At 36.0% G+C, this 14,215-nt stretch carries 14 protein-coding genes and 1 other annotated feature; of the genes, 5 read left to right on the forward strand and 9 right to left on the reverse strand.

Translation table 11 applies throughout. The features are described 5' to 3' along the window. The first annotated feature begins 124 nt into the window (after positions 1-124). A complete protein-coding gene (locus QRY57_RS24890) occupies positions 125-763 on the forward strand; it encodes an NAD(P)-dependent oxidoreductase (protein ID WP_286016374.1) in 639 nt (212 codons plus the stop codon). A 28-nt stretch (positions 764-791) separates the two neighbouring features. On the opposite strand, the gene QRY57_RS24895 is transcribed toward QRY57_RS24890, so the two are convergent. From QRY57_RS24895 to QRY57_RS24910, 4 genes are all read right to left on the reverse strand, one after another. Next, positions 792-1,694: a thioester domain-containing protein gene (locus tag QRY57_RS24895; RefSeq protein ID WP_090694886.1), complete on the reverse strand. Its 903-nt coding sequence runs from the start codon at positions 1,692-1,694 to the stop codon at positions 792-794. Between the two features lie 139 nt (positions 1,695-1,833). Continuing rightward, on the reverse strand, positions 1,834-2,394 hold the full coding sequence (locus QRY57_RS24900; RefSeq protein WP_026594120.1) for a biotin transporter BioY: 561 nt from the start codon (positions 2,392-2,394) through the stop codon (positions 1,834-1,836). A 143-nt stretch (positions 2,395-2,537) separates the two neighbouring features. Then, complete coding sequence (locus tag QRY57_RS24905; RefSeq protein ID WP_432804058.1) at positions 2,538-3,377, reverse strand: aldo/keto reductase; 840 nt, start codon at positions 3,375-3,377, stop codon at positions 2,538-2,540. A 16-nt stretch (positions 3,378-3,393) separates the two neighbouring features. Continuing rightward, positions 3,394-4,557 (reverse strand): MFS transporter, encoded by a 1,164-nt coding sequence (locus QRY57_RS24910; protein ID WP_286017934.1) that lies wholly within the window; start codon positions 4,555-4,557, stop codon positions 3,394-3,396. Between the two features lie 368 nt (positions 4,558-4,925). On the opposite strand from QRY57_RS24910, the gene QRY57_RS24915 reads away from it, so the two are divergent. From QRY57_RS24915 to QRY57_RS24925, 3 genes are all read left to right on the forward strand, one after another. Then, positions 4,926-5,276, forward strand: coding sequence for a winged helix-turn-helix transcriptional regulator (locus QRY57_RS24915; RefSeq protein ID WP_090694874.1), 351 nt, complete (start codon positions 4,926-4,928; stop codon positions 5,274-5,276). Positions 5,277-5,709: 433 nt separating this feature from the next. Then, the gene (locus QRY57_RS24920; protein WP_017153317.1) at positions 5,710-6,150 is read left to right on the forward strand and encodes a DUF1641 domain-containing protein; all 441 of its coding nucleotides are present in this window, start codon (positions 5,710-5,712) and stop codon (positions 6,148-6,150) included. A gap of 44 nt (positions 6,151-6,194) precedes the next feature. Next, positions 6,195-7,373: an NAD(P)/FAD-dependent oxidoreductase gene (locus QRY57_RS24925; RefSeq protein WP_286016375.1), complete on the forward strand. Its 1,179-nt coding sequence runs from the start codon at positions 6,195-6,197 to the stop codon at positions 7,371-7,373. Between the two features lie 189 nt (positions 7,374-7,562). Here QRY57_RS24925 and tyrS read toward each other — a convergent pair whose 3' ends face one another. The 5 genes from tyrS to QRY57_RS24950 form a co-directional block, all read right to left on the reverse strand. Continuing rightward, positions 7,563-8,825 carry a tyrosine--tRNA ligase gene (gene tyrS / locus QRY57_RS24930; RefSeq protein ID WP_286016376.1) on the reverse strand — a complete coding sequence of 421 codons (1,263 nt, stop codon included), beginning with the start codon at positions 8,823-8,825 and terminating at the stop codon, positions 7,563-7,565. 65 nt (positions 8,826-8,890) lie between these two features. Next, positions 8,891-9,112, reverse strand: a binding site (T-box leader). Positions 9,113-9,217: 105 nt separating this feature from the next. Then, positions 9,218-10,135, reverse strand: coding sequence for a UDP-N-acetylmuramate dehydrogenase (gene murB, locus QRY57_RS24935; RefSeq protein ID WP_026594113.1), 918 nt, complete (start codon positions 10,133-10,135; stop codon positions 9,218-9,220). Positions 10,136-10,608: 473 nt separating this feature from the next. Then, entirely contained in the window at positions 10,609-12,003 is a 1,395-nt protein-coding gene (locus tag QRY57_RS24940) for a DUF4179 domain-containing protein (protein ID WP_286016377.1), read from the reverse strand. Continuing rightward, positions 11,973-12,533 carry a sigma-70 family RNA polymerase sigma factor gene (locus QRY57_RS24945; protein ID WP_286016378.1) on the reverse strand — a complete coding sequence of 187 codons (561 nt, stop codon included), beginning with the start codon at positions 12,531-12,533 and terminating at the stop codon, positions 11,973-11,975. Before QRY57_RS24945 ends, QRY57_RS24940 begins: the two co-directional genes overlap by 31 nt. 117 nt (positions 12,534-12,650) lie before the next feature. Then, positions 12,651-13,046, reverse strand: a complete 396-nt coding sequence (locus QRY57_RS24950; RefSeq protein WP_286016379.1) for an SET domain-containing protein — start codon at positions 13,044-13,046, stop codon at positions 12,651-12,653. Positions 13,047-13,240: 194 nt separating this feature from the next. Between QRY57_RS24950 and QRY57_RS24955 the strand changes: the two genes are divergently transcribed. Beyond that, on the forward strand, positions 13,241-14,155 hold the full coding sequence (locus QRY57_RS24955) for a phosphotransferase (protein ID WP_286016380.1): 915 nt from the start codon (positions 13,241-13,243) through the stop codon (positions 14,153-14,155). The last annotated feature ends 60 nt before the right edge of the window (positions 14,156-14,215 follow it).

Raw genomic sequence — 14,215 nt, forward strand, 5'->3', positions numbered from 1 at the left:
CAAAACCCAATACTGTAACTATACTTGTTACAACAGGTGGTGGCACCTCTGCTTAACGACAACGATTCATTATTACACATATATTTTTAACATTAATTCTATTAAACATTTGGAGGTATATATTATGAAAATTGGAATTATCGGTGCAAGCGGAAAAGCTGGAAGTCGCATTTTAAAAGAGGCTCTTGATCGCGGTCACGAAGTTACTGCAATCGTAAGAAACGCAGCAAAAATTACAGAAAATAACGTGAAAGTTTTAGAAAAAGACGTATTCGATCTTACTGCTGATGATCTTCAAGCATTTGATGTGGTTGTAAATGCATTTGGCGCTCCAGCAGGAAGAGAATATCTCCATGTAGATGCAGGTAACGTATTAATCGAAGCGATGAAAGGTGCACCTGGCACAAAATTACTTGTTGTTGGTGGCGCTGGAAGCTTATTTGTAGATGATGCAAAAACAACGCGTGTATTTGAAACACCAGGTTTCCCAAACGAATATCTTGCAACAGCTCAAAATCAAGGCCAAAACCTTGAAATTTTACAACAAACAAATGATATCACTTGGACATTCATTAGCCCTTCTGCACTATTTTCATTAGGTAAACGTACTGGTTCTTACAAAGCAGGTAAAGATCACCTTCTTGTTAACGCAAAAGGCAACAGCTATGTAAGTTACGAAGATTTCGCTGTAGCTGCACTTGACGAAATTGAAAATCCAAAACATGTGAACGAACGCTTTACAGTTGTTTCAGAAGCTGAGTAAAAAAGCGCTGGCAAACGCCAGCGCTTTTTTATCGTTTAGAAGGTTTATTCGGTTTCTGCGGAACTCCGGCCTTTTTCCAGCTTACCGCTAAATCCGGGCTTGTTTTTTCTTCACTACGTTCTAATAGAACAACCGCATCTTGAATTTTCGGTGTCCCCTTATGCGCGATACCTTGTAATTTTGTTAAAGTTCCTAATACTTTAAAGCTAAATTCACCAGATGGCGCTTGTTTTGGAATTAAGACGCGGAACTTTTCACCTACATTAAACTGTGTTTTTGTTTCACCTTGTTCATTCACAAATTTAACACCTTCAGGTGCACCAGTTGCCTGTACTTGGTACGTTCCACTTTTCGCATTTGTTTGAACCGTATATAAATCTGTTTGGAAGAACTCCCCTTCCAATACTGCTTCTTGCTTTTCTGATGGTGTAACACTCATCGTAATCTCTTGCACTTCTTCACTGCTCTTTGCTCTCGCAACAATATCTCTCATTACTCTTTCTACATTTTTATTACGAAAATCTAAATCATTAATATCCACTTGCCCCAGTGCATTCCATACAGCGAGCTGCGTCGCATAGTGAGCCTCTCTCCAATCAGACACACCCAATTCTTGTGGACTTTTTTGTGGGTATCCATTTAACAATACACGATACACGCCAATATCCACCTTACCGAGTTCAGGTAAATCTTGACCGCTTGGTGATTTCAAATCTACATTTAAGCAGAATGCAATTTTCCCATCTGCTGTTTTAATAAGCTCTGTTCGGATTGGTTTCTTTTTTGATTTACTATAACTCCAATCCATTTGATACTTTGTATGATCCATAACTACTGCGAATGCTTGTTGAAGTGGGAATAATAAGTTCGCAAATACCAATAATAGACCAAAGAAAACAGCCAATAATTTATACGATGGTTTCATATTCATGTTCACAACCCCTTATAAAATAACAAATTTACTACTACATAGTATTTAGTTAGAAAAATTTTTTATGCATTGCATTCACTTAGATTCCTGCAAATTAAAAAAGCATAGGCTGCCCTATGCTTTTTCATTTCAAAATTATTCAACTTTCTTGAAGAAGTAGGTTTGAACGTACTAATGCTCCTCGCACCTTAATTCCAATCCATGCTGCTAATGCAGCTTTTATTACACCTACAATAAGGAAGGGAACAAAACCACCCATGAACGCCGCTTGCCACCCTAGTGATGCTACATACTTTAAAAATACAGTTCCAATTGTTAATGTCACGAGCATCCCTAAAATATTTGCCATTAATGAGTTCCAAAATGTAAGTTTTGTTTTTTCCGTTAACAAACCAATTAAAAAAGCAGTTGGGATGAAGGCTAATAAGAAGCCACCTGTAGGACCGAATAAAACAGATAAACCGCCACTAAACCCCGCATACACAGGAATTCCAGTTGCACCAATTAAAACATATAATAATACAGATAAAGTGCCATAACGTGAACCTAAAATTGTAGCAGTAAGACCAATCGCTAGCGTCTGTCCTGTTATCGGAACAAGCGGCAGTGGGATGGTAACTTGAGCCAAAATACCAATAATAGCAGCAAATAGTGCAGTCACAATTAGCATGCGAAAATGATTTGTACGATGATTATTCATATGTGCCTCCCCAGAAAAATTCATATTATAAATTTAAGATATCCTATTCAATATACGGAGTAAATATTTTTGTTTGAATATTTAGTTTTCACCAATTAAAAAGAAGGACACAAATTCTTTTGTGCCCTTCTCTCTTGTTCATTTTAGAAATCAAAATTATCCGGATCTGGACCAACGCGATGATTTTGATTTAACGCAGCAATTTTCTCCATATCTTCTGTTGCTAATTCAAAATTAAATATGTCCGCATTTTGGATAATACGGTGCTCTTTTGTTGATTTCGGAATGGTTACAATTTCATTTTGTAAATCCCAGCGCAGAATAATTTGCGCTGTTGTTTTTCCATATTTATCTGCAATTTCTTGTAATGTAGGATTATCTAGTAACTGTCCTTGCATAAGAGGTGACCAAGCCTCCATCTGAATGCCTTGTTCACGGCAGAAGTCCCGCAATTCTTTTTGTGTTAAACGCGGATGAAGTTCTACTTGGTTAATCATCGGTTTAATTTCGGCCCCTTCCATTACATCTTTCAAATGATGGATTTGGAAGTTACTTACGCCAATTGCACGTACTCGTCCTTCTTTATATAACGTTTCTAATGCTTTCCATGTTTCTTTATATTTCTTTTCTACAGGCCAATGAACAAGATATAAATCTAAATACTCAAGCTCGAGTTTTTTTAGACTTTCTTCATATGCAGCTAACGTTTCTTCATACCCTTGATCTGCGTTCCATACTTTTGAAGTAATAAATAAGTCTTCTCTAGAAATGCCTGCTTCTTTCATACCTTCACGGATTCCTTCTCCCACAGCCTTTTCATTCGCATAAATTGCCGCGGTATCAATGCTACGATATCCTTGTTTAATCGCTGTTTTCACTGCATTAACAAGTTCTGGTCCCTCTTCTACTTTAAATACCCCTAAACCGAACCAAGGCATTTCTACACCATTATGCAATACTGTTTTACTTTGTAAATTTTTCATTATATTTTTCTCTCCTTTATTTCACTTGATCTCTTTTTTCTAATGTCATACTCCACGCTGTTAAAATAACAGCACCTACTACCATAATGCCACCTACCCAGGCTGTATGAATTAACCCTAACGAGTTCGTTACAATACCACCTAAATAAGCACCAAGCGCAATTCCGGCATTAAACGCTGCAATATTAATTGCTGATGCAACATCAACAGCACTTGGAACAAAGCGCTCAGCCAATATAACTACATATACTTGTAGCCCCGGAACATTCATAAATGCGAATAGTCCCATAAAAATAATTGTGATTAACCCAGCTACCTTAAATGGTGCTGTAAATGTTAAAACAAATAATATAATCGCTTGAATAAAGAACATGTAAAATAGCGCTCGAATTGGATTATGGTTCGATAATTTCCCGCCAATCATATTCCCTATCGCAATTGCGATTCCATACACTAGTAAAATGATAGTAACTGTACTTGCTTTAAATCCTGTTACCTCTTGTAATAGCGGTGATAAATACGTAAATGTTACGAATGTTCCACCGTATCCTAATGCAGTAATGATGAAAACAAGTAATAGTCTTCCATTCGTAATCAGTTTGAATTGATCACGAAATGATACAGACGTACCTTTTTTTAAATTAGACGGAATTAGCATACTGTTGGCGATTAAAGCAACGATTCCAATTACTACAATCACCATGAACGATGCTCTCCAGCCAAACTGTTGACCAATAAATGTTCCAATCGGTACACCTGTGATGGTTGCGACTGTTAAACCTGTGAACATAATAGCAATCGCACTAGCACGTTTATCTTCTGGTACAAGAGCTGCCGCAATCGTTGAACCTATCGACATAAATACACCATGCGCGAATGCAGATATAACTCTCGCAATAAGCAGAATACTAAAACTTGTTGCCACTCCTGCAATACCATTACCAATAATGAAGACAATCATAATCCACATTAATAACGTTTTACGTGACATACTAGCTGTTAACGATGTTAGTACAGGAGCGCCAAACGCTACTCCTAATGCATATAAAGAAACCGTTAAACCAGCTGTTGTAACTGAAACATGTAAATCATTTGAAATAGACGGTAATAAACCAACACTAATAAATTCAGTTGTACCAATGCCAAATGCACTAATTGCTAGTGCTAATAATGCAAACATACTTCTTCTATTCGTTTGAACATCTGAAGAAGACACTGTATATGAACTCAATCGAATTCCTCCTTAATACGAGAAATCCAATCATAATAGTATGATAAAAAGGCCCTTTTATCTTCTAATAAACACAGTTTTACTGCTCATAACTGCTATTATGAATGGTTTCATTCTTTTTTGAAAGAACGCACTTGAAAGTACGATAGGCACCTAAAAGTAACATAGGTACCTTTTAGTAACGTACTACTCATTTGCCTCTTACGTATGCTATTATGAAACATGTTCAGCATAAAAAATAGTACGTACTTTCAAGTACGATAGGCACTAAAAAGTAACATATGACTATAAAAACTCATTAAAGGGGGTTGTAATATATGAAGAAATATAACATTCCTGTAGAAGCAACCTTAGAAGTAATCGGCGGAAAATGGAAGGTCGTTATTCTTTGCCACTTAACAAAAGGGACAAAACGAACAAGTGAATTAAAACGCTTAATGCCTGGCATTACACAAAAGATGCTCACGCAGCAATTGCGTGAATTAGAAGAAGATGGGGTTATCCAAAGGAAGGTATATAATCAAGTTCCACCAAAAGTAGAGTACTCACTTACTGAATATGGTTGGTCCTTAGAAGCGATTTTGGATTCTCTTTGCACATGGGGAGAATGCCATCTCGAAAAGAATGGGAATTCATCCATGCTTATCTCGCAAGTAGACCAATCCTAATCAAAAAAGGAAAAAATGAGTATTTATTTGCTCATTTTTTCCTTTTTTTCTCTATATTTAAGTACATTTTAAGTAATAGTAAAATAAAATATATGCTTTTTTCCCTTGCAAATACTAGGTTACGGATTCAAAGTCAAATAATTAGGAATCATTTTTATGTTAACCTGGGTGTATATAGTATATAATATAAGATATATATTATATACACTTTCCGATAAGGGAACTTTCCATTATGCGGACAAGCCATGTATCGGACAGTTCATAAATAATAGGTAAGACATTATGGTTTTGGATTTATGTTTTCAGCTTACTTGCTGTCATAAATTTAAAGGCATTTTATTGTGTTTTGTGAAACTTTGTATAAAGTTTCGCAAACGTTTACTATCTTACTTATCAAAAATAAGAGTATTGCTATCGTAAAGGAGAATTGGAGATGCCAGAAACTATGACTCAAACAAAGCCAGAACAAGAAACTGTACAAATTTCTGCTAGCCAAGGACAACTTGATGTACTTGATCAGTTGTTAAAACCTGAGGTACAAGAATCATTAACAACACTAGTGGAACAGCTTCCAAAATTAACTGAGCTTGTTAACATTTTAACTAAGTCTTATGACTTTGCTCAAACTGTTGCTACTGATGAAGTATTAAAAAGCGACACTGTCGGTGCAATCCAAGAGCTTGTAGAACCTGTAAAAGATACAGTGAAAAGCATGGCTGCAACTGCAATCGAAGCGAAAGATCGTGCTGACGAAAGCAACGAAGTTATCGGCCTATTCGGTCTATTAAAATTACTAAAAGACCCACAAGCACAAAAAATGTTCCGCTTTGTAAATGCTTATCTTCAAATTAGTGCAGAACGTAACAATAAATAATTTAACTTATAACAACAATTAGTAAAGACGGGGGATATCATACTATGTCAAAACAAATTGTCATCTTAGGCGCTGGTTATGGCGGCCTTCTTGCCGCTTTAAACGTACGTAAATATTACAGCAAATCAGAAGCACAAGTTACAGTGATTAACCAATACCCAACACACCAAATCATCACTGAACTACACCGCCTTGCAGCTGGTAACGTGTCTGAGCAAGCAATTGCAATGCCACTTACAAAGCTTTTCAAAGGTAAAGATATCGATCTTAAAATCGCAACAGTTGAGTCATTCTCAGTTGATAGCAAAGAAATCAAACTAGCTGGCGGCACTACTTTATCTTACGATGCACTTGTAGTTGCTTTAGGAAGTAAAACTGCTTACTTCGGTATTCCAGGACTAGAAGAAAACAGCATGGTATTAAAATCTGCTGCTGATGCAAACAAAATCTACAAACACGTTGAAGACCGTATTCGTGAATACGCTAAAACGAAAAACGAAGCTGATGCTACAATCGTAATCGGTGGTGGCGGATTAACTGGCGTTGAGCTAGTTGGTGAGCTTGCTGACATTATGCCTAAACTTGCAAAAAGCCACGGCGTAAATCCAAAAGAAGTTAAACTTCTTCTTGTTGAAGCAGGTCCAAAAATCCTTCCAGTACTACCAGACCACTTAATCGAACGTGCAACTACTAGCTTAGAAGCACGCGGCGTTACATTCTTAACAGGTCTTCCTGTAACAAACGTTGCTGGCAATGAAATCGACTTAAAAGACGGTCAAAAACTTGTTGCTAACACATTCGTTTGGACAGGCGGCGTACAAGGTAACCCATTGATCGGCGAATCAGGTCTTGAAGTAAACCGTGGCCGTGCAACTGTTGATGCATACCTACAATCTACTTCTCACAAAGACGTATTCGTTGCTGGAGACAGCGCTGTTGTCTTCGGTCCAGAAGGTCGCCCATACCCACCAACTGCACAAATCGCTTGGCAAATGGGTGAGTTAATTGGATACAACTTATACGCAGCACTAGAAGGCAAGGCATTCGAGGAGTTCGCACCAGTAAACTCTGGAACACTTGCAAGTCTAGGACGCAAAGATGCTGTTGCTACAATCGGAGCAAGCAATACTCCACTTAAAGGCCTACCAGCATCATTAATGAAAGAAGCAAGTAACGTTCGTTACTTATCACACATTAAAGGATTATTCAGCTTAGCTTACTAATCCTTTTACTAGCCCGAATCATGATTCGGGCTTTTTTTGTCCGTAATTATCTATATTATTTTTATTCGGCAAAAAGGCTAGATAAACCTTTTTTAATAGTCTTAATATACTGATTTTTTTGTGACGAAATTGTGTATACAAAAAAGTAGAAGCAAGGATCTCTCCTCACTTCCACCCTATCTCCAAATTCTATGCTCCTAATTTCACCAAGCTGTAATTCTTTTTACCTTTACGGATAATGATAAATCTTCCATCGAATGAATTTTCTGCCGTAACATCTATATTCACATCCGTTACTTTATCTCCATTCATCAAGATTGCTCCATTATTAATATCTTCGCGCGCTTGACGTCTAGAAGGTTCAATTCCTAAATCAACTAACCACTCGACAATATTTTTTGTTTCTTTTGAAGTATGGAAAGTTGGCATATCTTTAAAACCTTGTTCAATTTCATCAGCAGTTAATGATTTAATATCCCCACTAAATAACGCTGCTGTAATTTTTAATGCTTGCGAAAGTGCGTGCTCACCATGAACAAATTTTGTCATTTCTTCAGCCAATACTTTTTGCGCCTCGCGTTTATGAGGCCCCGTTTGAACTTTAACTGCTAATTCATCAATTTTCTCTTTCGTTAAGAACGTAAAGTATTTCAAGTACTTAATGACATCACGATCATCTGTATTCACCCAGAACTGGTAGAATTCAAACGGCGTTGTTTTTGCAGGATCTAACCATACTGCTCCGCCTGCTGATTTACCAAACTTCGTACCATCTGATTTTAGTAATAACGGAATTGTTAATCCAAATACCTTTGCCTCATGCCCTTCTAATTTACGAATTAAATCTAAACCACTCGTAATGTTCCCCCACTGGTCACTACCACCAATCTGTAATTGAACACCTTCTTCTTTGTATAAGTGATAGAAATCCATCGCTTGTAAAATTTGATATGTGAATTCCGTAAATGAAATCCCTGTATCTAGACGACTTGCCACTATATCTTTCGCTAACATACTATTTATACTAAAGTTTTTACCGTAATCTCGTAAGAACTCGATAATATTGATTTGATGTGTCCATTCATAGTTGTTTACCATTTTCACTTCACTATTGCCACCGAAGTCAAATAGCTTTTTCATTTGCGCTGTTAATGCATCCACATTATGTTGTACTTGTTCCAATGTTTGTAACTGACGTTCTGTTTGACGTCCACTTGGATCACCGATTGTCCCTGTTGCCCCTCCAATTAAAACAACTGGGTGATGTCCAGCTAATTGAAACCGTTTCATCATCATAAACGGAATTAAGTGTCCAATATGCATACTGTCACCAGTTGGATCGACACCGCAGTATAAGGAAATCTTTTTCTCTTCTACTAGTTTGCGTAACCCTTCAGCATCTGTTTGTTGATTAACAGCATCGCGCCATTCTAATTCATCAATAATGTTCATGTCTTTCCATCCCCTTTAATTTAAATTTCCTATAAAAAACAAAAAGCCCCTATGTCTACACTAGACATAGGGACGATTATGAACCGTGTTACCACCCAGATTGCACGAATAGCGCCAATATTACTATTCATACCACTCTTAGCAATAATATCGATTGCTACTCCGCTTAGCATTACCTAAGATACTCCAGAGTGTAATTCACAAGTTTGTTTGTGCTAGGTTCCAGCAACCCCTAGCTCTCTCGATAACAGTGACAAACTGCTACTGGGCTCTTTCAACGTATTTCATATGTTAAATTATTAGCCATTATATTGAATTTATAATCCATTGTCAATAATAACCAAAAGTTATTTTGAAATAATTCGCATTTTTATGCGCCTTTATTTCAAAGATTATTGTATATCTTCTCCAATAATCCTTACTTCTCTCTCTAACTTCACACCGAATTTTTCTTCAACTGTTTTTTGTACAAAATGAATTAAATCGATATAATCTTGCGCGGTTCCATTATCAACGTTTACCATAAACCCAGCATGTTTTATTGAAACTTCTACGCCGCCAATTCGCTTTCCTTGCAGTCCTGATTCTTGAATAAGCTTACCAGCAAAGTTATTTGGCGGGCGCTTAAATACACTACCACATGAAGGATACTCTAAAGGCTGTTTTGATTCACGTTTAAACGTTAAATCATCCATCTTTTCTTTAATCTCTTCACGTACACCTTCTGTAAGTTCAAATTTCGCTTCAAGTATAATGTAATGATTGTTAGCAAATGTACTTTTACGATATCCAAAATCAAAGTCGTCTTTCGTTAAAGTACGTAACTCTCCATCACCTGTCATTACAATAGCTTCCGTTAACACATACGCAATCTCACCGCCGTATGCACCGGCATTCATGTATAACGCTCCTCCAACTGAACCAGGTATACCACAAGCAAATTCAAGTCCTGTTAAACAGTGATCTAACGCAATTCGTGATACATCAATAATCGCCGCACCACATTGTGCTACAATCTTTGTTCCTGTCACAGTCACATCTGTAATATGAATTAAACTTACTGTAATCCCGCGAATACCACCGTCTTTTATAATCACATTAGAGCCGTTTCCTAAAAACGTAATTGGAATGTTATGTTCATTTGCATACTGTACAACTTGTTGAATTTCAGTATAGGTAGTAGGCTGTACAAATATATCTGCTTTTCCCCCTACTTTTATATGCGTATGATTCTTTAACATTTCATCCTGTTTTACATGTTCTTCTGGTAATACTGTACGTAAATATTTATATACTTCCTGCATATTCATTCTATGATTCCTCTATTTCTATTAATAATTAATGGCCTATCCTCTCGATAGTTCCAGCGTTCTTAAAACTATTTTCCTTATTCTCTTTCATTCCGCTTACAAGTTCATTTACTACACTACATGTAATGCCATGCTGAAAATAAGTAGATAATCGGCCACCACATAGATTACCTAAATAGTTTAGTAAGATAGCTTCCGTCTCTATCTTATCAAAAAATCGAGAAGAAAACTTTAGCTTCAAAAATTTTCCGGTATAACCAAGTTTAAGACAAAGAAACTTGAAATCTAATCTCTTCCTTTACAAAACTCTATTATATCGCATGTCAATGTGAAAAAATATGATTAAAGAAGGAACTTTTCAAACTGATAAAAATGTCGATATTTTGTCACATCAAGAATAGGCATTATAAAACTGTAAGGCTATTGTAATATAAAAGATGCCGCTTTATATGTTAAGGGCATCCTTTTTTCGATTATTTTAATTGAATTTTGACTGGCGGTAATGATTTTTCAGAATGATATGGTGACATCTCTACTTCTAATACATAATTCTTTAAACTAAAATTCTTCACACCATATTCCCCATCTAGCTGAAATGTTGCTTGGAATTGTAATTTTTCCTTATTCAATACCTTCACATCGCTTCCCTTTATCACATGACCAATTGGTGCAAATTCCTTATCTACATATGAAGAATCCATTAAATTCATAACTTCCCCACAATTGATCAATTCATCCATAGACTTATGTTTTGTATCGGCATTTTGAAGTGTATATTGCACGATTAATCGCTGTTTTTTATGCTGAATTTTATTGACGACAATCTTTAAATCACTACGAGTACTTTGTATTTCAAATGGTGTCTTTTGATTTAAAGACTGAATAGATGGCTTTTCAGATAACCTCACATTTGGATGTAGCGTAATAAATTCTGCGTTCTCTGGAACTTTTCCAAAAATAGACCTTTCATCAGATTCAACCTGATTTCCAACCTTTTCTCTTCCAAATTCAGTACCTGACCTTTTAAAATCAATTTCATTTCCTTTATCATCAGTTACCTTTCCAATTCTCGCTAAATCATTCTCCCCTATAAGCGGATAAATTGCTTTATAGTCGATTGCAATTGACCCTTTTCCAACTGTAATCTTTTCAAAGTTCAATGTATGTTCTTTATCTTCACTACTTACGGATTGCTGAGGATGAATCATTTTATTCTCCAATTGTTGTACTGGAATATCAAATTTCCAAATCCCTTTTGTGTCTCCGATAGACGTAATAGTAATTGGTAATGTTGTATTTTGAGGGAGCTCTTTTTCTGGATAATCAATATGAATATTCCCGAACCAACCGTCTTTTGTTATTTTCCCATCAAATGAAGCTGCACGCCCCCATCTCTCGCTTCCATCAACTAGTTTAAAATCATAGTAAAAACCCCTACCAGAATTGTTCTTTATAAATACTTCTTCTGGATTATCCACTTTAAATGTAATACCAACTCTACCACCATCATAATATACACTGTTCATCGTTACGCTAATTCCATTGCTTACCGCTTGCTGGTTTAATTCGGTTACAAGCTTACTTGCTGACAGATTTTGACCAATTGAATCATGAAAATGCGAATAGATTTTCCCAATAATCGGAACTTCCGCTAATACACGAGTCATTTGCGGAAATACAAATCCTGAGCCTAGTATCCCTATACAGATTGAAGCTGCAGTTAACAAAGCAATTTTTCTTCTCTTATATATCTTTTTAACCGGTTTTTCTGCCTTTGCCCTAACAATCCCTTTTTGTATAGCCAGATTCAATTCTTGTTTCGGAACATCAATTTTATTTACTTCGTCATTAAACCACTGCTTATCCAATTCTCATCACTCCCCCCTAATAATTTCTTTAGAGACTTTCTCGCCCGGTGCAAATACGTCTTTACCGTTCCCTCCGGTATATTCATTTGCCAAGCAATTTTATTAATCGAAAAATCATAATAATAATATAAAATGATTACTGTTTGATAATTTTCATCTAACCTTTGAATCGCTTCCTGCAAATCAATATTTTGTTCAATTTGATGTAGTTTGTTTGGCATCCCGCCATATGTATCTGTTTCTCTTCCATCCTCTAGCTTCTTCACTTTTTTCCTTTCACCTAATAACTGATAGGCATGATGTATAAGAATACGTGTCAACCATGTCAAAAAATAGTTTGGTTTCTTTAATTGTTCTATGGATAAGTACGCTTTATACACCGTTTCTTGCACAACGTCCAGTGCATCTTCTTTATTCTGTACATACAGATACGCAGTGCGGTACAACTGATCTTGATATAGATGAATGAGCTGTTCGAAAGCTGCATCGTCACCTTTCCTTGCCTTTTTGACTAATTTTATTTCATCCATTGTATCCCCTCCTTTCACTTATTAGATAGATAAAAATACAGTTTGGTTTCAAAAAAATTATATTTTTGTTCCATACAAAAGAGCACATTCAACGGAATGTGCTCTTTTTACACTTGATTACTTATCGTTTTCTTCTTTTTCCCTATCAAACCATAATAACTCATCATCATCAACGTCACCATTATAGTTGATCAAAATTTCTTCTCCTGCTTTTATATCCTTATAAGCATAGAAATCAAATGTATGATTATCAAAGTTAATTTCATACGTTGCATTCGGCTTATACGCGTGATTAAACAGCATACCGTATCCTAAAAGGATTGCCGAATGATTTATCCCATACTCAAATGCGTAGTCAGCAAGTAGCGTTTTCTCTATAAATTGATGTTCCTCATTCGGATAAGAGATAACTGGTGCTTCATGTAGAAGTTCACCTTTTTTTATATCACGTGTTGCAAATACTCCTCTATTAAATTCTCCATCGCTCAATGTGGAAGTCTTGATTTCAATCATATTCGTCACCTATACATTTCTTTCTCTGAAGTATTTTATCTTCTTAAGCTTGGCAGATAATGAGAAGAAAATCAATTGGTTTAATTTTTCCTTTTTATCTAATACTTATATTCCATTCCTCTAAAGACCATATATGATAATATTAAATTAACAGAATACTCCAAACTCGATTCTTGCAAATAAGGAGGGATAAAATGATTCATACGCAGTCCAAGGCAGAGGAATTAAAGGAGAAGTTATACATTATATTAGCTGACACGTATCCATACCTAGCAGTAAAACATTTAGACATCATAGGAAATGGTGTACAAAACGTTGTTTTTCGGGGCAATTCTGAAAAAGGCCCATTAGCTTTCCGTGTACCTTGGGAGCGTGAAGTGAACAACCTAAATGACGGGGTGTTTAGTAGCCGAATTTCCTTACAAAAAGAAGCTACACTTTCTAATTTTTGCTTTTCTAAAGGCCTTTCGGTACCAACAGTTCATGGATTACACCTTTCTACAGAATTAGATTTCTTAATTTCAAATTATGTGGCAACTGATTCTACTCCTATTTCCGCCTGTAAAATTGGGGAAATCACTCGCCAGCTTCACAATATATCAATTGAGGATTTACCTTATCAAAATGAAAATGAAGAGTCTTGTAGTAAATTACTCGCCAAACGCCTTGTAACAAGGATGAAGGCATTCAATCACATTGCGAATTGTAGCATTCTGTTACCAGATGAAACAGAAATTGAACAAATACTAAAAGAAGGAGATTCTCTAAAAAGGTTGCTACATATGGACATTCGACCTGTGAACCTCATTGGTTATAAAGGAGAAATAAAAGCACTCGTTGACTGGGATAACGCTTTGATTGGTCATCCCCTATTAGACTTGATGAGAATATTAGAAACAAATGAAATCAATTGGGAGGAATTTAAAGAAGGGTATGGAGATAAGGACATTTTCAAATCTCTTTCCCCTATTGTCCGCTCGTTTTATCAACTGGATACAGCAGTGATGCTAGCTAACCTTTTTATTGATCGGCTGAAAATACCTGAGAAAGAACTACATTATAAAGAGCGCGTGAAGAAAATATGTAGAGAAATAAGAATAGCTTTATAAAGAGAATATATACGTATTTTCAACTTTCATATAGGAAATTGTAAACATAAAACATGTTGG

The sequence above is a fragment of the Bacillus arachidis genome (genome assembly GCF_030285945.1).
In the GTDB taxonomy this organism is placed as follows: domain Bacteria; phylum Bacillota; class Bacilli; order Bacillales; family Bacillaceae_G; genus Bacillus_A; species Bacillus_A arachidis.